Origin of the sequence: Brucella sp. TWI432, assembly GCF_039674445.1 — a bacterium.
GTDB classification, from domain to species: Bacteria; Pseudomonadota; Alphaproteobacteria; order Rhizobiales; family Rhizobiaceae; genus Brucella; species Brucella chromiisoli.
Genome location: NZ_JBDJNL010000017.1, coordinates 30611 through 51982, shown reverse-complemented (window position 1 = coordinate 51982; position 21372 = coordinate 30611). Strand labels below are relative to the sequence as shown.

Genomic DNA, 21372 nt, shown 5'->3' with positions numbered 1-21372 from the left:
TTACTGGATATATGGAATCTGTCAACAGAGGCACTTTCGTTTTCTTTGACAGATATACCGCCTGATATCGCCATTGATATCTATTATAAATGAGGGCTGCAGGAGGCATCTCTATTCACCTTACACCGAGGTAGATTCCAGCAATTTTGAAGCTTCGAGCGGCTCCAACTTTTCCCCACTTTCCAGCATTTTCAGAAGTGCTGCATTCCTCATCTTATTTTTTGGCCTGCCTCTATATTTTTCCACGACTTAGCTTTGTTTATCCCTTGCTTCTGCCTTCGCCTGCGGTCTTCATAATTTGTCCGCGTAATAGCCGCGATTATATCCAGCAACTTGCTATTTATAGTGACGAATGCAGATGCTGCACCCGGATCGACATGACCGACAGAATGCGCCAGAAGTATCGCAAGAAAGGCATGGATAGGATTACCCCGCCCCTAAGCTCGATCCATGCAAAACGGCTCATCGCGATTAACCGCGCATCAGATCAACACTTCCCTTCAGGCCGAGCCGCTCAATCCGGACATAAAGCGTGCTCTTGGCGATGCCGAGGTCACGCGCGGCGGAGGTCAAGTTGCCTTGGTGGCGACGGATGGCGGCAAGGATGGCCTCGCTTTCGGCACGAACCAGCGTTCCTATGGCCGCAATTGGTGAGCCAATGGCAATGTCCTGCCGGTTCGCGCCAGCAAGCTCCGGTGGCAGGTGATCGGCTGCAAGGCTCGCGCCACCGCTTTCGAGCAGCATGCCTTCGAGCACGTTGCGCAACTCGCGGATATTGCCCGGCCAATCATGACGATGGAAGGCTTCCAGAACCTTCCGCTCTATACCTGGCACCGGGATCTCGTATCGGCGTGCGATTTCGGCAAGGAGATACTCCGCCAGCGCAGAAAGGTCACCCACCCGATCGCGCAGGGAAGGCAGCCGCAACGTCGTTACGGCAATCCGGTAGAAAAGGTCGGCGCGAAAACGGCCTGCCTCAACCTCGGCCCTCAAATCGCGATTGGTGGCCGCAATCAGCCGCAGCTTGACCTTGCGCGGATGGTTTTCGCCGATGCGGTAAACCTCTCCGGCTTCGAGCACGCGCAAAAGATGCGGCTGGAGATCAAGTGGCATCTCGCCGATCTCGTCGAGGAATAACGTACCGCCGTCAGCGGCTTCGATCTTACCCGTCATGCCGCCGCGCCGTGCGCCGGTGAAGGCACCCTCGGCATAGCCGAACAGCTCACTGGTCAGAAGTTCACGGGAGAAGCCACCACAATTGATGGCGACAAAGGGGCCAGATCCTTGTGCGCCATCGGCATGCAGAGCCTGCGCGAAGGCATCCTTGCCGACACCGGTTTCACCAAGCAGGAGAACCGGCACTGAACTCTTGGCCAACAGGCGGGCCCGCCGCACCGCCTCCAGATGGGACGTCGAATGGCCGATCAGACGGTCGAAGGGATCGGCACAAGCCGGAGCGCCACGTGGCAAGGCCCGCAGGCCCGCGCGGCGCACGACGGCGCTGCGACCTGGCAGAACCAGCACCGCCCCCAACCGCTCTCCTTCCAGCAGCACCGGTTCGATCCAGTCGTGATCGATCCAGTCTGGCATATTTTCGGGTGCCACGCGCCCCTCGCGCCAAGGCAGCGTCAGATCGCGGATCGCGCTCGTGGGACTGCCCCGCCCCTTGGCCAGTTCTGCCATCAGCGAGGCGGCCCGATCATTGGTTTTAATCGCCCGACCAGAGCGGTCGAAGACAATCAGACCATCGCCACTTGGCGCGCGCAGCCGCTCAAGACAATGATCGAGAAGCCGATAGCGCAGCTTCATCTCCCGCTGCCCCAAGCGGTTCTCAATCCGCCCGGAAGCGGCCACAGCCAGCGCAAGAGTGTGTCGGCTGTAGCTCTCGCTCAGGCCAGAAATATCGATCGCCCCAAGTATCGCACCGCTCACCGGATCGCGGATAACGCTCGCCGAGCAGGACCAACGCTTGATTCCGGAACAATAATGCTCCGCCGAATGAATCTGGATCGGCTGGCCGATCTGCAACGCTGTGCCAATGGCGTTGGTGCCACAGACAGCCTCGCTCCAGTTCGCGCCCGGCATAAGACGAATGCGCTCCGCCGGATCGCGCAAGATGGGATCGCCCTCCACACTCAGAACCACCCCTTCCGCATCAGTCAGCACCATGACCGTGCCGGTTTCAAACAGAAAGTCGCGTGCGGACGCCATGACCGGGGTGCTGGCTTTGACAAGGTCGCGGTTATCGCCGAGTATACCGTGCAGCGTCTCTTCGACCACTGGATCAGGCGCATGCGAACGCCCAGGATCGACAATGCCATGGCAGCGCCGCCAGGAGTCGTCGATCAGCCTTCTAAGCGCATCCGAGGCTGGGTCCTGCCCGCCCATGAAACGCTCCCAGGATGACATGATCTTGCCGTCATTTTCCGGACGTGAAAATGTCCGATGCGAACCTTGGCCGGTCATCGTCGTTATTCCTCCCATTTACAGCGGCCCCAGAGCACTCAAAAACCACCGTTCCTTCCCTGAAACAGTGGTCCCCAGCCGCCTGCTCTCCCAAGCCATGACGCCGCCGATGTGAGAGGTTAACATCAAAAAAGCGCTTATTGCATTCATTTTTTGCGGCCTTTGCCCCCCACCCGGCGCCATCACACCGGCCACTGGCCGCACACCGAACGCCAACCGTCCGATTTCCGGACGGTTCTGAAATGCGGCCTGTCAGCGATGTTCTCGCTAAGCCCTTGTTCCTGCCTCAACCTTTCCGCTGCGCGCAACGTGGCAAGAATCCTGCTTCTCTCTCATTCGGGAGGACTGACAATAATGGACAAAAAAAGCGATTTCTCCGGTGGGAATGCCTGTGGCCGGGTGCCGGTGACGATTCTGACGGGCTTTCTCGGTTCCGGCAAGACGACCCTGCTCAATGCGCTCACGGCGCGCCCGGATATGGCGGGCGTCGCCATATTCATCAATGAGTTCGGGGATGTCGGCATCGATCACCATCTCGTCGAGCGCGTGGACGACACATTGGTCATTCTCGAATCCGGCTGCCTCTGCTGCACCGTTCAGGGCGATTTGATGGGAGCCCTGATGCGGCTGCATGAGCGCATGTCGCGACGCGAGATCGCGCCGGTGAGCCGGGTGCTGATTGAAACCACCGGCCTTGCCGATCCAGCCCCTGTAGTGCGCGCACTGATGGAGGACCGGCAGGTCTCCGCCCGCTTTCGTTGTGATGGCGTGCTGACCGTGGTTGATGCGGAGCGCGCCCGCGCGCAAATTGCCCGCCACAGGGAGGCACGGGTGCAGGTCAGTCTTGCCGACCGGCTGTTGCTGTCGAAATGCGATCTCGCCAGCCGCGCCGAGCGAACCGCGCTGGAGCGGGAACTTGAAGCGCTGAACCCAACGGCACAACGCTTTGCGCTCCATCATGGCGAGGCCAGTCCAGAGGTTCTTTTTGGAGGCGGACTTTATGTTTCCGGCCAGACACCCACCGCCGTAACCGGTTGGCTTTCCGGCCAGCGCAATGCGGTCAAGAGCGTCTTCCACTGCGAGCCGCACTCCGGCAAGGTCTCGAGCTTTGTCGTTACACTGGACGAAGCGGTCGGGTGGCGTGGCTTTGCGGTGACAATGGGTGAAATCCTCACGCGCTGGGCTGGACGGCTGCTCAGGGTGAAGGGCCTCGTCTGCGTCGCCGGTCTCGATCAACCCGTTGCGGTACAATGTGTCGACGAGGCCGCCTATGCGCCAGTGCGGCTCAGCGCCTGGCCCCAATCCGGTGCTTTGGCAGATCAGCGAGGCAGGCTGGTTTTCATCGGTGAGGACCTTGACGCTCACGTCGAGGCGGACATCCGCGCGCGGCTGGCAGCCCTGCCCGGCGACCGCGAGGCGCTTCGCCGAGCCACCGTCGTGGGATTACCGACGCGCATCTGGCTTGGCGAACGCATGCCGCTCACACCCCGACCCGGCCTTGTCTCGGACGCCTTCATAATCCAGCCGCGCATGCTCGGCGAAATGCCGGCGCGGATCTGAGGGATGCGCGGCATAAACGCAATAGCCTTGAGGCAAACCGCTTCGTTGCGCATGACGCAGATCATGCAGCGCGCCATGATTATGCTCCAGATGGACAATGCGGAACTTGCTGGCGCCTTGGCCCAGGAGGCGGCGACCAATCCCTGCCTGCGGATAGAACTCCCCTTTCCCGCGCCGAAGACCGGCAGCGGTCCGCCGCGCTGGCGTCCCTCCCCGTTCAGCGCGGCGGAAGGGGAAAGCGAACGGGTGGCTACGCCAGCCGCCAGCCTCTATGGCCACGTCACCACCCAGATCGGGCTTCTGTTCCGTACCCCGCGGGAACGCACCATCGCCCTCGCCTTCGCCGAGGCACTGGAGCCAAGCGGCTGGCTTGGCATGGAGGTAGAGGGCATAGCAGCACGTGCCATCTGCTCCCCTGCCGAGGCAGCGCAAGTGCTGGCGCGTCTTCAGGAGATGGAGCCGGCCGGGCTCTTCGCCCGCTCTCTCAGCGAATGCCTCGGCCTGCAAATCGCCGATCAGGGTGCGTTGACCGAACCGATGCGAAGACTTCTCGCCCATCTTCCGCTGCTGGCGCGCGGCGACATGGCAGCGCTTGCCGATCAGTGCGGCGTGAATGCCGAGCAGCTCGGCGCGATGGTTACCAAGCTGCGCCGCCTCGATCCCAAGCCGGGCGCACGCTTCGAAACGCCATCGGATTTTCGCCGCCCGCCGGACCTCTTGATAAAACGCGACAAGAGCGGTGGGTGGCAGGTCACGCTCAACCGCGAGAGCCTGCCGAAAATCACGGTCGACCCTGAGGCCGGGCAGCGTGGATCACACGCACTTGCACAGGCGCGCTGGCTGGAACGCACCGTGGAACGCCGCAACCACATGATCCTGGAGGTCGCAGCCTTCGTCATCGACGTCCAGCAAGACTTCCTCGAACACGGCCCAGCGAGGCTTCAGCCACTGACCAATGGTGAGGTGGCCGCAGCCATCGGCTGTCACGAAACAACCGTCAGCCGGATCCGAACCGGCCTGACGGTCGAGACACCCGTGCGGGTTTTGCCGCTCTCGGCCCTCTTCGCGCGCGGCGGCACGGCGCGCCCCGATGGTGGAGGTGTGCCCGGCCCGGCGATCGCGACATTGATCGCACAGCTCATTGCGACGGAACCAAAGGACAGGCCGCTGACAGACACCGACATAACCGAGGCTCTCGATGCCAGGGGCATTCGCATTTCACGCCGGACCGTTGCCAATCGTCGCCGCGAGGCGGGGTTTCCGGGTGCGGCGGATCGTATGAAAGAGAGGAGAAAGACATGACACAACCCGCAAGCGGGAGAAAAATCTATGGCTCGGCAAAGCAGGCGCTTGATGGGCTCTTGTTCGACGGCATGACCATTGCGGCAGGCGGCTTCGGCCTGTGCGGCATTCCGGAAAATCTCATTGATGCGCTGGTCGAAAGCGGCGTGAAGGACATCATTGTTGCCTCCAATAATTGTGGGGTTGATCATTTCGGTCTTGGCAAGCTGCTCGACACCCGGCAGATCCGCCGGATGATTGCCTCCTACGTGGGCGAGAACGCCGAATTCATGCGGCAATATCTCGCTGGCGAACTGGAAATTGAGTTCAACCCACAGGGAACGCTGGCCGAGCGCATGCGCGCTGGCGGTGCCGGTATTCCCGGCTTCTACACGAAAACCGGCGTCGGCACAGTGATCGCCGAAGGCAAGGAGCACAAGCAATTCGACGATGAGACCTATATTCTGGAACGGGGTTTGGTCGCCGATCTCGCCATCGTCAAAGCCTGGAAAGCGGATGAAGCCGGAAACGCCATATTCCGCAAGACAGCGCGCAATTTCAACGCACCAGCGGCGATGTGCGGCAAGGTATGCGTGATGGAGGTCGAGGAAATCGTGCCGACCGGCAGCCTTAATCCCGATTACATCCATTTGCCCGGCGTTTATGTGCACCGCCTCATTCAGGGGGGACACGAAAAGCGCATTGAAAAACGCACGGTTCGTCAGAGGGAGGATGCTTGATGGCCTGGGACCGCAATCAGATGGCGGCACGCGCCGCGCTCGAACTTGTCGATGGGACCTATGTCAATCTCGGCATCGGCATTCCGACCTTGGTGCCGAACTTCATTCCCGAAGGCGTCTCGGTGACGCTGCAATCGGAAAATGGAATGCTTGGCATCGGACCTTTCCCCTATGCGGGCGAGGAGGATGCCGATCTCATCAATGCAGGCAAGCAGACGGTTTCGGAAATGCCGAACACGGCCTATTTCGATTCAGCCACATCCTTTGCCATGATCCGCGGCGGCAAGATCGCCATGGCGATCCTCGGGGCAATGGAGGTCAGCGAAACCGGCGACCTCGCCAACTGGATGATCCCCGGCAAGCTTGCCAAAGGCATGGGCGGGGCGATGGATCTCGTCGCCGGTGTCGGTCGCGTGGTCGTGCTGATGGATCACGCCAACAAGGAAGGCGAACCCAAGGTCCTGAAGGCGTGCACTCTGCCGCTTACAGGCACACAGGTCGTGGACCGGATCATCACCAATCTCGGCGTGCTCGACGTGGTCGAAGGCGGCTTGAAGATCGTCGAGCTTGCAGATGGCATCAGCGAGGCTGAGCTTCGCGCCGCCACTCAAGCAACCATCGTCGACTGACAAGCCGGTGCAAACACAGGAAAGCCGGGACCTTGCGGCCCCGGCTTTCCTATGCGTGTGACGCTTGAGGAAACGTCAGGCGCGCATCCGCACCAGCGCGTCGAGCACGGCTTCTGGCGGATGGCAGGGCGGAATACGGGCATAGCGGAATTGCGTAGCGCCACCTTCCGGCAGATCACCACCGGCAAAGAGCGGATCACTGACGTCCTTACCTTGCACTCCATCGCCGCCGCCGATCACCGCATCGAACAGGGTTTCTTGCCCCGGACGAACGCCGCGCCCAACCACGGCCCAACGATAGTGGCGGGCGGCATTGAACACCGGCGCATAGCGATCCGCCGGACCGGGCTCTGTTTCGGCCTCCTCGATCAGCAGGCCACCAACCGGCCGTGCGGCAACGCAGCGGACGAAATCGGCGATATACATCGCAGCATCCTCTACTGCGTCATCGTCGCGCTCTTCGGGTTCACGCCCGACCATGCGCTGCGCCTCGTCGAGCCAGACAGCAGGCGACGGCATGGCGAGAACCATGGGAACCTGTCCCTGAAGATTGGCCGCCACCGCCTCCGCCACCTCATCCAGAAGCTTGCGCGGCCCCTCCTCCTCCAACATGCGGCGGAGCGGAAAGGTTGCGCGCTTCTTGGCGGCCATCTCCATGGCCAGCCCCGGATGACGCGCAATCCATGACCGGTAAAGATCGCCAACGGGAACAACGGCGACATCATCACGCAAAAGGCCGCGCGCCTGTGAAAAAAAGGAGAGATATTTCGCCGCCCCTTCCGCCCAAGGATCTCCCTCAGGACCCAGAAGGAGCCGCCGGGCATAGCCCGACGACTCCAGCCAGACCCGCAGACGGTTTGCGCCCGGTCCTCCGGGCAGCATATCCGCAAGGCTTGTGCTCATTGCTTTTCGCCCCCCATCGCGCCAAGGGCGGCCAAACGCGACTCCAGCTCGGCAATGCGCACATCCTTAGGATGTGTCATATAGTTCGGCCTCGGCTCATCACCGCGCCGGGTCTTTTCCGGAGAGCCCATATAGAGCGTGCCAACGTCATCGCCCCAGCAACCGAAATACTGGAGATGGGCCGGCGGCTTCGGCTTGTTCCACCCCTTGACGAACTCCGAATACGGTACAGAGCGGGCGATGCGCGCCTTACGCTCGTCGGCTCGCGCTTTCTCCGTTGCATCAAAATCAATAGCCAGCGTCACCGGATCAAAGACTACCTTGTAGATCCGGGCCGCCACCTCCGGCGACATGAGACCTTCCTCGATATCGCGGATGACGCCGACCGGATCGCGCTCAAGCAAGTCGCCATAGCCTGCACCCGCGCCCTGACTGATCATGTAAAGCTCGCCCCGCTTCGAGATGTCGAAGCCCATACCCATATGATGAGTTGTATATTTCGCCCCGTCGAAGGGCCGCTCGTTCATGATCTCCTCAATTGAATGACGGAACTTCTCCGGCTCGTTCAGCAGCACGTCGTAAACGTCAACATCCTGCACTTTGCACAGCGGATAGGTGCCGCAGGCATAACCACCGAACAGACCCTGAAGCGGCGGGATCTTGGCGCCCTCAGCGGTAGTCATGAAGCCCCACTGCTCGCTGTCTTTGGTGGCAACCATCATCGTGTAACCCTGGCCGCCGCGATATTTGCCGGGCGCGATGGCGTCACGCGTCATCTTCTTGGAAACCAGCTGGAGGAAGGGCACTTCCTCCTCGTTCAGCTCCTGTTCGCCGATATCGGCCATGGTGGCAAAGATCGGCGCCAACGCGTGCTCGCCGTCACGGTCCACCCGCGCGCCGCCGCCCATGCCGTTCAGATCAGCGCAGAGATTGCCGAGCGTTTCGCCGTGCTGGCTAACCCCGCCCCAGATGAAGGTGTTGATCATGTTGAAGGTTGGGGCGTGAACCTTGGTGTACTTCGCCGGGCAGGAATACAGAAACTTCGCCACCGCATGCTGGCCAGCGGTGAAGCCGGTGAAGATCGACATCAGCGACTGTGAATTTGGCGCGTCATAGGAGCAATTGACGATCGAATGCGGGTCGGTGATGACCTCAATTGGCGCGAAAGCCGCCTGCCCGCGCGGCAAGTCGGGCCAGACGTAGCACAGGAAGACCTGCGCCAGCATGCCCTTCAGCCCGGCGACGATGGTGTTCGTAGCGCGGTTGGTGAATTCCGGCGACGATCCCCGGAAGTCGAAGATCAGCCGGTCGCCGGTCTTGGTCAGCTTGCAATTGATCTTGACCACGCAGTTTTCACGCAGTGTCGAATCCTGGATGATATAGGTTCTCACCGTCATGTCCGGCCATTCGGAAATGCGGCGTTTTACTTCGGCGCGAACATTTTCCATCGTCAGACGCAGGGTCGAGACCAGCGCTTCCGGCCCGTCGGAGTTGAGCGTCTCTTCAAGGCGCTGCTTGATGCGCAGACAGGCGAAGAGCTTCACCTTCATGTCCTCATATTGCAGCTTTGGTTCACGTACCGAATTTTGTAAGAAGGTGAGAATGTCACGCTTGATCTGATAGTTTTCGACCACCTTGAAAGGTGACATCTTCAGCCCCTCGTCGGACGGGCTTTCAGCCATAGAAGGCATGCCCCCCGGTTCGATGGCGCCGTTTTCGCCTTCGTGCACAGTCGACGCGACCCAGCAGACCAGCTTGCCCTTATGGAAGATCGGCAGGATCATCGACTGGTCGGTGTTGTGGACATTGCCATAACGGCTGTCGTTGTGGATGAAGCCGTCGCCCTCTTTCACTCCCACCGTTGGATCGTTCATCCAGTTCTTGATAATGAACTTGATCGGGTGGTGAACGAGCGCCGAGAAGATCAGCACGCCGCCCGCCGAGGCGATGGCAAGGTCCCCGGACGCAGAATAGACACCCGTGATGACGTCACCCCACTTGGCGCCGGGGGCCGCCCCCATCTGCTCAACCATCTCATAGCCTTCATCGCAGCCAGACTGGATGCGGTCGCGGATCTTGGCGACGATGTGGCTGTCGGAGACCTTTGCGATGGCCTCATTTTCCTGCGCGGTGCGCGGCATCAGGTCGTGGTTCTGCATGATCTCCGGATCGGGTCCGAGGAACAGCGTGGTGTCGTCGAGAAACTTCTTGATGAGGTTCATCTCTTCGAGTGAGGGCGTCTTGGCCCGTATGTCGATCTTGTTCATGGAATTCTCCTCCAGTCGGGTTGGGCGTTAGGCCCGGCGCTCCTCCTGCGCCGGGCTGGCCTTTCAGTGGCGGGTGACGGCGCTTTCGTTGCGCAGAAACCAAGAAGCCCCTTGCTTCGCCGTCACATAGGTCCATCCGGGATTGACGAGGAAAGTCGTGACCTCCGAGGCGACAATCGCCGGACCAGCGATTTCGATGCCGGGTTCCAGATCCTTGCGCGCCCAGACCGGTGTTTCGAATGGCCCGTCATGACCGACAAAATGACAAGTGCGATGACTTGAGGGCGCAGGTGGCGCTTTGCGCTCGGGCTTCGGAACGGGCTTGATGTCCTCGAACTGGACCGTCTCATGGCGGGCATAGGTAGCGACGCGGATCGTATTGATGCGGATGCCCGCTTCCGGTGCCTGCGAGCCTTCGCCGAAACGCTTGCCGTAGTCGGCCGAAAACTGCGAGATGATAGACAGGACATCACCCGGCCCGAACACCTCATGTTTGGGAATAACCGCCGTGGTCTGCACCAGCTGGTTGCCGTAGCGCATGTCCAGTTCCAAATCATGACGGATGTCTTCCAGCGGCACCCCCTGACGCAGCAGGTCCTGACGGCCCTTTTCCTTCAACTCAGCGACTATGGCATTGAAACGATCATAATCGTCGAAGATGTGGCGCGTGTTGCTGTCGTAGAGCACCATGTAGAGCGACTGTTCATGGATATGGAGCTGGTGCATATTGCCAGCGCCAACCGCTGAGAACACCGACGAGAGCGGCGGCGCCAGAATATTGTCGATATTGAGGTTCTGCGCGATACCGCAGCAATGCAGCGGCCCGTTGCCACCATAGGCCAGCATGGTGAAGTCCTTAGGGTCGTACCCCCTGGCTCGCAGCTCAGTGAAGAGGCCGTTTGCCATGTTGTCGTCCACCTTCTCGCGGATCAGCTTCGCTGCCTCAATGACCGAACAATCAAGTTCATCGCACAGCGTATCCTCGATGGCCGCCTTGGCGCGGCGCGGATTGAGCGGGATCGAGCCACCGGCATAATTGGCTGCATCAAGATAGCCGAGCAGAAGGTCGGCATCGGTCACGGTCGGACGCAGACCGCCACGGTCATAGCAGGCGGGGCCTGGATCAGAGCCGGCGCTTTCCGGGCCGCATTTTACCGTCTTATACATGCGATCGTAAGAAGCGATGGAACCACCGCCAGCACCGAGCGTGACGAGATGGACCATCGGCACCGACACCAGCCACCGGTCGATGACCGGATTGAAGTCGTAGTGTTTCACCCCGCCTTCGACGACAATGCCGATGTCGTAGGACGTACCGCCCATATCGGTGGCAATGACATTGCCAAGGCTTGCCTGCAGGGCAATATGCTCGGACGCACCGATGCCCGAGACTGGGCCGGAGTGGATGGTCTGGAGCGCATCGGTGGAGTTGAGCTGGGCCATGCCGCCGGAATTGTGGATGACCAGCATCGGCCTTTCGTATTTGTGTGTGCGCAGGTTCTGCTCCAGCGCCGAAAGCGCGTGGTACATGGTCGAATGCAGATAGCCGTCGACGATGGCAGAGGTGGCGCGCACATATTCGCCCTTTCGCCCAGCCACCTGATGCGACAGGATCACCGGAATGGCGCCAAGCAGATGTGAGGGATATTCCTCAAGCACAATCTCCTCGATGCGCTGCTCGTGCTCCGGGTTCACCACGGCATTGACCAGCGCGACGACGATGATCTGCGCGCCACGATCCACCAGCTCACGGAGTTGGCGGCGCACGTCTTCCTCATCCAGCGGCATGACAAGCTCGCCCTGGAAATCAAGCCGCTCACGGATACCTCGGATCATATGCGGCTCGACCAGCGGATCGGGACGCTGGGCGTTTGGCATGTCCTGCTGGCCGAGATTGTCGAGACCTTCACCATAGCCACGGGCGCGGCTGAGCGGCACAGTTGCCTCGTAACCCGCTGTCACCAGCATGCCGATCTTCGGCCCTTTGTGCTCGATCAGCGCGTTGGTGCCGAGCGTGGTGGCATAGCGCACGCTATCCACTGATTGCAGGATCTGCTCCAGTTCCAGCCCCAGCACCGAGCAGGCCTTGCCGAGAGCCTCGTTGAAACCCATGGCCAGATTGTGATGCGTGGTCAGCGCCTTGGTCTCGATATATTGCTGGCCCCAGACGACAAAGCAGTCGGTGAAGGTGCCGCCGATATCAACGGATACGCGTTTCATTCTCGCTCCCTATCTTTCTCAAGGGGATCGCGCTGCCCTCCCCGGCAAGCGCGCCCTTTAAAATATTCCGGCCCCCCGCACCCCATTGTGCGGGGCGCTGACATCAGTGGCCGTGGCCGCGTCCGGGAACGACGGCGGGGCCGGCGTCCGGCAGCATGTCCGGGCCGCGCTTCGCCCATTGGGCCTTCAGCGCAGGCACATCGACCTGCATGTCGTGCAACGGCGGATGGCCGGGAATAGCGTATTCCGTTTCCACCTGCGTGCCGCAGTTCGGGCAGCAGAATTCAAGGATGCGTACCCATTCCGGGTCCGGGCTGAAGGTGAAACGGTAGCGATCCGGGTCGATGATTGGCGGATGGATCTCGCGCGGATCGCGGTTATGAACCAATAGCCCTTCCTTGTAGTTGCCCTCAGCGGGGGCGATCTCGTGATCGCAGACCCGGCATTCCCATTTCTCCGTCTCAAGGTCGATGCGAAGATATTCGGTCATCGGAATTTTCATATGCTCAGTCCTCCCGTTCCAAAATGATGTCGCCCGCCTCCGAAACGACGAGGCCCCAACCCGCTGGCACGCGGGCGGTAAAATAATCCTCCTCAAGAATGGCGGGACCGGCGGCATAATCGCCCGGCGCCATCGAAGCGAGGCGATAGACCGGCAACTCAATGCGGCCCTTGCCAGCCACCAGAACCTTGCGCTGGCCATCGGCTTTCGCCTCGGCCTTACGCGGGAAGTCGACGTGGCGCGTCTCGTCCTGACGCAGGCTTTTCACCGCAGTCAGTTCCAGTTCGACCGTTGAAGCGCTTGCTAGCGCGGCTGGGAACTCGGGCTTGTCGCCCAGCGGGAAGACCCTCTCGCCCTCCGGCGTCTCGGTGACGAGACGGGCCGAGACCACATAGCTGCCCTCCTCGAAGCCTTCGGCGAACATGTCGCGGGCGGCCTTGCGCTTCAGCGCGTCGAGGGCTGTGGCGAGCCCTGCCGTCGAGCGATCCTCAAGCGTTGCCGCATAGCCCTGCGAAACATCGCAGGAGCCTATACCATACGCGGAAAACACCGCCGCCATGGCTGGCACGGCGACCCGTCGGATGCCTGCCTTCTCGGCCACACCGCAGGCATTGAGCGGTCCAGCACCACCAAAGGCGAGCATCACAGTGTCCGGTCCGATCCGCGTGAAGCGGTGCAGTTCCTCGGCAATCTTCGCCTCAAAGGCATCCGACATGGCAAGGATCGCCGTATCAAGATCGACACCCAGCGGCTCGGCGATATTGCTGAGAACGGCCGCTTCGGCGCGGGCGAGATCCAGCCCCATGCCGCCACCGAAATAGGAAGTCGGATCGAACAGGCCAGCCAGCAGGCTCGCATCGGTGATCGTCGCCTCTTTGCCGCCGCGTCCAAAACAGGCTGGCCCCGGCAGGGCGCCAACGCTTTCAGGACCGATGGCGATCTTGCCGTCCTTGACCTTGAAGATAGAACTGCCGCCCGCGCCCGCGCTCATAATCTCGCAAAGCGGGAAGGAAACACTGATACCCTCGACGTGACCACGCCGGATTTCGGCAACCTTGCCGTCCGTGCACTGGCCAATGTCGGTTGTGGTCCCGCCAACATCAATAGACACAGCATCACGGAAACCGTAGAGCGCGGAAAAAGCCTTAACGCCCTCCATGCCGCCACGTGGACCCGACGAATAGGTCTTGATCGCCACCGTCTTCGCCACGCGCGAGGCATCGCCGTCATTACGGAAGATCAGCAGCGGATTCTTGGTGCGAAACTCCCGCAACCGGTTTTCGGCGTTGTAGAGGAAGGCTTCCATCGAAGGATGCAGAAAGGAATTGATAAGCGCCGACCAGGCGCGGCGCCCCGGATTGCGGTCGGAGGTAAGATCCGACGTATAGAGAACCGGAACGGCCCCCAGAAGATGGCGCGGATATTTACGCAGCACGATCTTCTTCACCCGCTCTTCAGCCTCAAGGAAACCCGCACCACCAAGTGCGATAACCAGGCGGTTCGCGCCCCTCGCCGCGAGCTGGTTGATGACCTTGACGACCTCCACCTCCGCTTCCGGCGCATCAAGCTTGGCAAGATCGATAAAGCTGACGCGGTCGCCCACCAGCGCCTCGAACACCTCGGGATCGTGCGCCTTCAACGCCGCAGGAAGCATCGTCGAACCGCTGTCGAGAATAAGACCCAGCTTCGGCCCCTTACGCTCGCAAATGGCGTTGGTGCCTTGCGTTGTGGAATAGCGGATGAGATCGACCTCTTCGAGAAGCCTCTTTACATCCGCCGCGCCATAAACCACTTCGGATGCCTTTTGCAGCCCTTCGAAGAAGCACTTTGAAAGATCGTAAGGGGTGGTCAGAACCTTGGTTTTCTTTACACCGCCATCCGACATGATGCACACGTCGGTCAGTGTGCCGCCATTATCGATGTTGATTTGCAACGCCATCGCGCATTTCTCCTCCCGTTCCTGTCAGGCCGACCTTGCGGCCCGTTCGGCGCGTTCTTCGCGCCGGGCTTTGCGGTCGCGGCACGCGGCGGGCTCCTCCCCGCGATACCGGACCATCTGTCCCATGTAGCAAGAGAAGCAAGTTCCCTTCCACGCAGCGGCGCAGCCAGAGAAATTCTGTCAACTGATTGAAAGAGTTTGATTAATTTTTAGGTTCGTCTGACAAGACAGGGCGCGCCCGACGTTGGGGCGTCCGGTTTTCGAACACTCGCACGGCGGCGGCGTCCTGAAGATGGAAGGTTAACGTTCGGCGATCATCTGCGCGACCAACCGCGTTGCATGGATCCGACTAGGGCGATATGATTCTATTTACGACCTATTTCATGCGGTGCGCTGGGATTGTGCCGACCAAGTTCAGTCATCCGGTTATAAACACAGACGCCGATCCTTGCTTGTGTTCTCTGGCTATCAAAGATTCTCGTCTAGAATATTTCCAGTTTTGATTAAATCATTGGTAATGTTATATTTGTTTGCTTTCACGCACTATCCCACGCAACACCGCTTCGCACTTTTGCTAGAAATACTCTAGCGCAGAAGCTTCAGACTGCCGGTAAGTGAGCGCACCCACTTTGCAGGACCTGCAAGCCCCAGGCCGTCAATGATTTCTGTCGCAAGCTCCTTTTGCGGCAAAGCGGCTTCATAGTCAGCATAGACATGCAGCGGACGGGCAAAGGCTGGAAAAGCAACCACAGCCTGCCGTTGTTCATTAGTTGCCGCCTTCAACAAAATGGCTCGAATTGTGTCTGTATCAGCCTGAAGAATCGGAACAGGCCGATCTGAACTGATATCAATAGCGATGCCTGTCTTATCGATCAGTTGTCGGGCTGCGATAAACGGTAACCTGGCACCAAGGCCAATAGAGACAGCGCCAACCGTATTGGCCAGCAGGCCCAATGGCAGTTCCGGGTTGATAATGATTGCGATGCGTAAATCTTCTTGCATGAGAACCCCTGTGGCAGATATTTCTCAAAGAGAAATACACCGCATCCACAGGGCAATCCTGTCTATCTATGCTCATGGATTAAAGAATATGGTAGATACTGTCAGAAAAACGTAAAATTTAGGTAGATTATTATGACCGTGCTCGACCCTTCCGATGTCAGGATTCTGGATGCATTGCAGGAGGATGGACGCCTGACCAATCAGGCTCTGGCCGATAAGATTGGCATGTCCACCTCTCCGAGCTGGCGAAAAGTGCGCAAGCTGGAAGAGGATGGCGTGATTGCTGGTTATCGTGCAACGCTTGACCGCAAGTCCATCGGCCTTGGCGTGATGGCTTTTGTACGCATCAAGATAGACAGCCACAGCGAAGCGGAAGCCGAACAGTTTGCTGCCGAGCTGATGGGGATTAATGAAGTCATCGCCTGTTACAGTATCGCCGGCGACGCCGATTTTCTGCTACAGGTTGTGTCACATGATCTCGACACCTATGCCGATTTTGCCATGTCAACGCTACGCCGCCTGCCCCGCATCAAGGAAATGCAGACGACCTTCGTTCTGAAAGAAACCAAGGGGTTTAAAGGCTTCCCGCTGCATTATATCAGCTCAGTGAAATCCGGCAGCTGAAAGTGCGGCGGGCTTTGGTCCACCATAGGCCCAATCAAGCAACTCTATTGTATGCACAATCGGCAACTGGCTGCCGGTGGCGATCTGCGTCATGCAGCCAATATTTCCTGTGGCAATCAAATCGGCACCAGTGGCCTCGATATTTTTGACCTTGCGGTCGCGAAGCTTTGTCGCAATTTCCGGCTGCATGATATTGTAAGTGCCTGCCGAACCACAGCAAAGATGCCCCTCCAAAGGCTCGCGCACCGTGAACCCTGCCTTTAACAGCAGATCTTTTGGCTGACGCACCACCTTTTGACCGTGCTGCATTGAGCAGGCCGAATGATAGGCAACGTTCAAATTCGCAGATTTTGACGGTATTGGCATTTCGATTGACGCCAGATATTCGGTTACGTCTTTTGCCAGTGCAGAAACCTTTGCCGCCCTGTCCTTATAGGCAGGATCAAGCCGCAGCATATAGCCATAATCCTTGATGGTTGTGCCGCAACCTGATGTGGTGACAATGATGGCATCAAGGCCACCGGCATCAATTTCACGCGTCCAGACATCGACATTGTGCCGTGCCTGATCAAGGGCCTGTTCCTCACGTCCCATATGATGCACAAGCGAACCACAGCATCCTTCACCTTTTGGTGTGATGACTTCAATACCAAGCCGGTTAAGCAAACGCAGGGTCGCCGCATGTATGCCGGGGTTGAGGACTGGCTGCGCGCAGCCATTGAGGATTGCAACCCGGCCCCGCTTTTCCCCCTTTGCAGCACTCATCGTTTCAATTTTGCGCTTTGCAGGCAAACGTCTGGGGGCGAGTTCCAGCATGGCAGCGATGGGCTTTAACGTATCGCTTTTGCCAAACAGCGAGGCAAAGGGACGCCCCAGCCTTGCAAGCTGCAAAGCCGCACGAAAACGCGCCGGATAAGGCAAAATCTGCGCAAGAATGCCACGCAGAAGGCGATTCATAAATGGCCGCTGATAGGTCTTTTCGATATGCGCACGCGCGTGATCAATCAGATGCATATAATTGACGCCTGAGGGACAGGTTGTCATGCAGGACAAGCAGGAAAGGCAGCGGTCAACATGGCGCACGACTTCTTCGTCAGCCGGACGATTATTCTCCAGCATATCTTTGATCAGATAGATGCGCCCGCGCGGACTATCGAGTTCATTGCCTAACGTCACATAAGTCGGACACGTCGCTGTACAGAACCCGCAATGGACGCATTTACGCAGGATTTTTTCTGCCTCATTGACACCGGGATCGAGCAATTGCTCTGGCGTGAATTGGGTCTGCATGGTTCACACTCCCGCCTGCTCTGGGTAAATACGTCCCGGATTAAGAATATTCTCCGGGTCAAACTGATGTTTCAGCCGCTGTGAAAGTGCTGCAAGTGCGGCAGGTTGCGGCTCGAATACATCGATATTGGTTCGCAGAAGTTCCGGTGCACGTACCAGCGTTGCATGCCCTCCGCCATGTCTGGCAATCAGCGCCCGCAAAATCTGAGCCTCCGCTTCCGCTTCCATCCGCAACCAGATCAGCCCGCCCTGCCAATCATAATAAGCATCCGCACCCGCATAACGGCGGAACGCATCCACCATTTTCCAGCCTTGCATCGGTGCCATCGACACACGCCAGACTGCGCGTTGATCGCCATCTTTCACAAAAGGCAACACATCGCGTACCTCGCGCCAAAGCTGACGCGACGGACTATCATCCAGCAAATCGATGGTAATGCCACGCCCCAGCAATGCCTGCAATTGGCTGCAACGGTGTTTTACCGATGGTGCAAAGCCTTCAAGGCGCAAGATTGTTGCAGCTTCCCAGCCGAGATTGCCATCAAGAAACCGATTGGCGACAGTGGGCGGCAAATGGGCCGCAGATGCCACCTCCTCGCGTGATCCCATTGCCAGAGCCATCACACGGGTTGCAGCTTCATCATCCAGCCCGCGCACGGCAAGCGTTGCCACAGTTTCAGGCGCTGGCAGCACTTTGAAGGTGACTTCGGTCGCAACGCCGAGCGTTCCCCACGAATTGGCCATGCCCTTTGACAAATCATAACCGGTGACATTCTTGACCACGCGACCGCCGGATTTAAACAACTCTCCGCGCCCTGAAACAACCCGCACGCCCAAGATATGATCGCGCGCGGCTCCCGCCTTCAACCGACGTGGACCCGACAGATTTGCGGCCAACACGCCGCCAATGGTGCCCTGCCCCGCTTGGCCACCAAGCAGGGGGCCATAATCCATCGGCTCAAAGTGAAAGCACTGCTTGTTATCGGCCAAAAGCGTCTCAATCTCGGCTATGGACGTTCCGGCCTTGGCGCTAAGCACCAGTTCGTTGGGTTCATAAAGCGTGACACCGGTTAACCCGGAAACATCCAGCACCGCAGCTGTTGCCATTGGCCGACCGATAGCGCGCTTGCTGCCACGACCAATAATTTCAAGCGAACTGGCCCCAGTCAAAGCCCATTGCACGGCTTCAACGACACCTTTTTCATCCTGTGGTTTGAGTATATTCATGTCATTCATCATCAAAACCACAGCTCAGAAACGGGGAACATCAGGGAAAGCCAGCTCGCCGCGATGCACATGCATACGGCCAAGTTCAGCGCAACGGCGCAATTGCGGAAAGACCTTGCCCGGATTGAGCAAGTGCTTAGCATCAAACGCACATTTGACCCGCATCTGCTGATCAAGATCAATCTCATTGAACATAACCGGCATCAGGTCTCGCTTTTCGATGCCCACGCCATGCTCGCCGGTCAGCACTCCACCAACCTTCACGCAAAGCCGCAAAATATCCGCACCAAAATCTTCCGCAGCCTGCAATTCACCGGGAACATTGGCATCATAAAGGATCAACGGATGCAGATTACCGTCCCCCGCATGAAAAACATTGGCGACCCGAAGCCCATATTTTTCCGACAGATCGCGCATACCGGACAGCACACGCGGCAATTCCTTGCGCGGGATCGTTCCATCCATGCAAAGATAATCCGGCGAGATGCGCCCGACCGCCGGGAACGCTGCCTTGCGCCCGGCCCAGAAAGCCAGCCGTTGCTCCTCTGATTGCGAAAGCGTGCACGTGGTCGAACCATTTTTAAGTGCAATGCTTTCGACTGCGCCAATCAGATGATTAACCTCGACTGGTGGACCATCCAGTTCGACAATCAGCAACGCCTCAACATCCAGCGGATAGCCAACACGGACAAAATCTTCCGCAGCCTGAATGGCAGGACGATCCATCATTTCCATGCCGCCGGGGATGATGCCCGCGCCAATAATATCGGCCACACATTGACCCGCCTGCTCGCTTGAGGGAAAGCCAATCATCACGGCCCGTGCCGTTTCGGGCTTTTGCAGAATGCGAACGCTGATTTCCGTTACAACACCCAGCAGGCCTTCCGACCCCGTCATAAGGCCCAGTAGATCATAGCCCTCACTGTCGAGGTGCTTGCCGCCAAGTCGCAAAACTTCACCTGTGATCAGCACCATTTCAATGCCGAGCAGATTATTGGCCGTAAGCCCATATTTCAGGCAATGCACACCACCCGCATTTTCCGCGACATTGCCGCCGATGGAACAGGCAATCTGCGACGACGGATCAGGCGCATAATAATACCCCTCATGTTCAACGGCCTTTGTAATACCAAGATTGGTCACGCCCGGCTGCACCACGGCCACACGATTGGGATAATCGATTTCCAGAATACGGTTAAAACGCGACATGACCAGAAGAACCGCATCGGCCAGCGGCATCGAACCACCCGACAGCGATGTGCCAGCACCGCGTGGCACAACGCGAATTTCATTCTCATAGCAATAGCGCAGAATCTGCGACACCTGTTCGACCGTCTCAGGCAGAACCACCACAAGCGGCAAGGTACGATGCGCGGTCAGACCATCGGTCTCAAACACCCGCATAGCATTCGTTGCATCGACAACCCCCTCGCCCGGCACGATTCTCCGGAGATCGGCAACAATCTGCTCCCGCCGGCCAAGAACTGCAGCGCTCGGCTTTGGCATAATCAATCCGCTCATGTGATACTCCGCCTCCCCAGTCTTTTTATACTATGCCTTGATGAAGTGGTAATAATATTTTACCAATCAGAAAATAGCGAAACAGTTTTTACGCTGCGGCATAATCGCCTTGCGATCTCTCACGCGCGTCGGCTAGATGAGTCACAAGAATATCTGCCGGGAGGAATTGGAAACTATCATGATGAGCAGTCTGGCCGATATGGAGATTTTCGCACGCGTTGTCGCAACCGGAAGCATGTCGGCAGCCGCACGCGATCTCGGGCTGTCACCAGCGGTTGTTTCCAAACGGCTGGGCCGTCTTGAAGAGCGCCTTGGCACGCGCCTTTTACAAAGAACGACCCGCCAGATTGCATTGACTGAAGCAGGGCACGGTTATCATGAGCGTGTGCTGGCCATTCTGTCCAACATCGAAGAAGCGGAAGCTTTTGTGGCGCGGCGCTCGGCCAATGCGCGCGGCACCTTGAAAATCTCGGCCCCCACCACATTCGGACGCATGCATATTGCCCCCTATCTGGTGCCGTTCATGCGTGCCAATGCAGACCTCACCGTCAATATGCAGCTCTCTGATGAAATGGCGGATATTGTCGGCGATGGCTATGATCTTGCGATTCGTATTGGCGAATTGTCAGATTCGACCCTCGTTGCGCGTCGTCTGGCACCCGTGCGGCGTATATTGGTGGCTTCGCCGCACTATATTGCCGAACGTGGCATGCCCGAAAAAATTGAGGATCTACACGCGCATATCTGCCTCGCTCCGCATAATAATGATCCGTGGCGGCTGGAAGGACCAAAAGGACCGATCACCATTCGCCCGCAAGGCCCGTTACAAACCAATTCGAGCGAATTGGTGCGCGAGGCCGTGCTTGCTGGCCTTGGCATCGCACAGCGTTCAACATGGGACATCGGTCCCGACCTTGCCACGGGTAAGCTGGTGCAAGTGCTGCCAGAATATGCCGCATCGCGCAATGTCGCTGTTCATGCTGTGTACCCCTCCAAGCAATTCCTGCCGGCAAAAGTGAGACTTTTCATCGATTATCTGGCTGACCTTTATGGACCCGTTCCCTATTGGGAAAGCGGCAGTTCTCCACAAGGCCTCTCTAAATAATAGACGGGACAGGCGTGATTGCTTATGAACGCCGTCGGCTTATAGCCGCATCGGCCAAAAAGTTGATGCCATTCGCCTGAAAATATTAAGGAATGA

16 protein-coding genes are annotated in these 21372 nt (G+C 58.6%); 6 read left to right on the top strand and 10 right to left on the bottom strand.

The window, feature by feature from the left end:
• Positions 1-471 precede the first annotated feature (471 nt).
• A complete protein-coding gene (locus tag ABE527_RS17630) occupies positions 472-2466 on the bottom strand; it encodes a sigma-54-dependent Fis family transcriptional regulator (protein WP_499697736.1) in 1995 nt (664 codons plus the stop codon).
• A 354-nt stretch (positions 2467-2820) separates the two neighbouring features.
• Between ABE527_RS17630 and ABE527_RS17625 the strand changes: the two genes are divergently transcribed.
• The 4 genes from ABE527_RS17625 to ABE527_RS17610 are packed head-to-tail and all read left to right on the top strand — an operon-like array spanning position 2821 to position 6676.
• On the top strand, positions 2821-4026 hold the full coding sequence (locus ABE527_RS17625; RefSeq protein WP_499697735.1) for a CobW family GTP-binding protein: 1206 nt from the start codon (positions 2821-2823) through the stop codon (positions 4024-4026).
• Positions 4027-4029: 3 nt separating this feature from the next.
• A complete protein-coding gene (locus tag ABE527_RS17620; RefSeq protein WP_499697734.1) occupies positions 4030-5328 on the top strand; it encodes an RNA polymerase factor sigma-54 in 1299 nt (432 codons plus the stop codon).
• Positions 5325-6047, top strand: coding sequence for a CoA transferase subunit A (locus tag ABE527_RS17615; protein ID WP_499697733.1), 723 nt, complete (start codon positions 5325-5327; stop codon positions 6045-6047). Before ABE527_RS17620 ends, ABE527_RS17615 begins: the two co-directional genes overlap by 4 nt.
• Entirely contained in the window at positions 6047-6676 is a 630-nt protein-coding gene (locus tag ABE527_RS17610) for a 3-oxoacid CoA-transferase subunit B (protein ID WP_499694947.1), read from the top strand. Before ABE527_RS17615 ends, ABE527_RS17610 begins: the two co-directional genes overlap by 1 nt.
• A gap of 75 nt (positions 6677-6751) precedes the next feature.
• Here the strand turns inward: ABE527_RS17610 and ABE527_RS17605 are convergent, their stop codons facing one another.
• The 6 genes from ABE527_RS17605 to ABE527_RS17580 all read right to left on the bottom strand — a co-directional run bounded on the left by ABE527_RS17605 (position 6752) and on the right by ABE527_RS17580 (position 15509).
• Positions 6752-7579 carry a hypothetical protein gene (locus ABE527_RS17605; protein ID WP_499697732.1) on the bottom strand — a complete coding sequence of 276 codons (828 nt, stop codon included), beginning with the start codon at positions 7577-7579 and terminating at the stop codon, positions 6752-6754.
• The gene (locus tag ABE527_RS17600) at positions 7576-9846 is read right to left on the bottom strand and encodes a hydantoinase B/oxoprolinase family protein (protein WP_265986279.1); all 2271 of its coding nucleotides are present in this window, start codon (positions 9844-9846) and stop codon (positions 7576-7578) included. Before ABE527_RS17600 ends, ABE527_RS17605 begins: the two co-directional genes overlap by 4 nt.
• A gap of 63 nt (positions 9847-9909) precedes the next feature.
• Positions 9910-12066 (bottom strand): hydantoinase/oxoprolinase family protein, encoded by a 2157-nt coding sequence (locus ABE527_RS17595; protein ID WP_499697731.1) that lies wholly within the window; start codon positions 12064-12066, stop codon positions 9910-9912.
• Positions 12067-12169: 103 nt separating this feature from the next.
• A complete protein-coding gene (locus ABE527_RS17590; protein ID WP_147179462.1) occupies positions 12170-12568 on the bottom strand; it encodes an acetone carboxylase subunit gamma in 399 nt (132 codons plus the stop codon).
• A 4-nt stretch (positions 12569-12572) separates the two neighbouring features.
• The gene (locus ABE527_RS17585) at positions 12573-14507 is read right to left on the bottom strand and encodes a hydantoinase/oxoprolinase family protein (RefSeq protein ID WP_499697730.1); all 1935 of its coding nucleotides are present in this window, start codon (positions 14505-14507) and stop codon (positions 12573-12575) included.
• Positions 14508-15092: 585 nt separating this feature from the next.
• On the bottom strand, positions 15093-15509 hold the full coding sequence (locus tag ABE527_RS17580; RefSeq protein WP_499697729.1) for a DUF2000 domain-containing protein: 417 nt from the start codon (positions 15507-15509) through the stop codon (positions 15093-15095).
• A 132-nt stretch (positions 15510-15641) separates the two neighbouring features.
• Between ABE527_RS17580 and ABE527_RS17575 the strand changes: the two genes are divergently transcribed.
• Positions 15642-16133 carry an Lrp/AsnC family transcriptional regulator gene (locus tag ABE527_RS17575; RefSeq protein ID WP_499694921.1) on the top strand — a complete coding sequence of 164 codons (492 nt, stop codon included), beginning with the start codon at positions 15642-15644 and terminating at the stop codon, positions 16131-16133.
• Here ABE527_RS17575 and glcF read toward each other — a convergent pair.
• The 3 genes from glcF to ABE527_RS17560 are packed head-to-tail and all read right to left on the bottom strand — an operon-like array spanning position 16113 to position 20171.
• On the bottom strand, positions 16113-17423 hold the full coding sequence (gene glcF / locus ABE527_RS17570; protein WP_499697728.1) for a glycolate oxidase subunit GlcF: 1311 nt from the start codon (positions 17421-17423) through the stop codon (positions 16113-16115). The genes ABE527_RS17575 and glcF overlap by 21 nt on opposite strands.
• A 3-nt stretch (positions 17424-17426) precedes the next feature.
• Positions 17427-18659, bottom strand: coding sequence for a glycolate oxidase subunit GlcE (gene glcE / locus ABE527_RS17565; RefSeq protein WP_499697751.1), 1233 nt, complete (start codon positions 18657-18659; stop codon positions 17427-17429).
• A 15-nt stretch (positions 18660-18674) separates the two neighbouring features.
• A complete protein-coding gene (locus ABE527_RS17560) occupies positions 18675-20171 on the bottom strand; it encodes an FAD-linked oxidase C-terminal domain-containing protein (protein WP_499694919.1) in 1497 nt (498 codons plus the stop codon).
• A 178-nt stretch (positions 20172-20349) separates the two neighbouring features.
• Between ABE527_RS17560 and ABE527_RS17555 the strand changes: the two genes are divergently transcribed.
• Positions 20350-21276, top strand: coding sequence for a LysR family transcriptional regulator (locus ABE527_RS17555; RefSeq protein WP_499694918.1), 927 nt, complete (start codon positions 20350-20352; stop codon positions 21274-21276).
• The last annotated feature ends 96 nt before the right edge of the window (positions 21277-21372 follow it).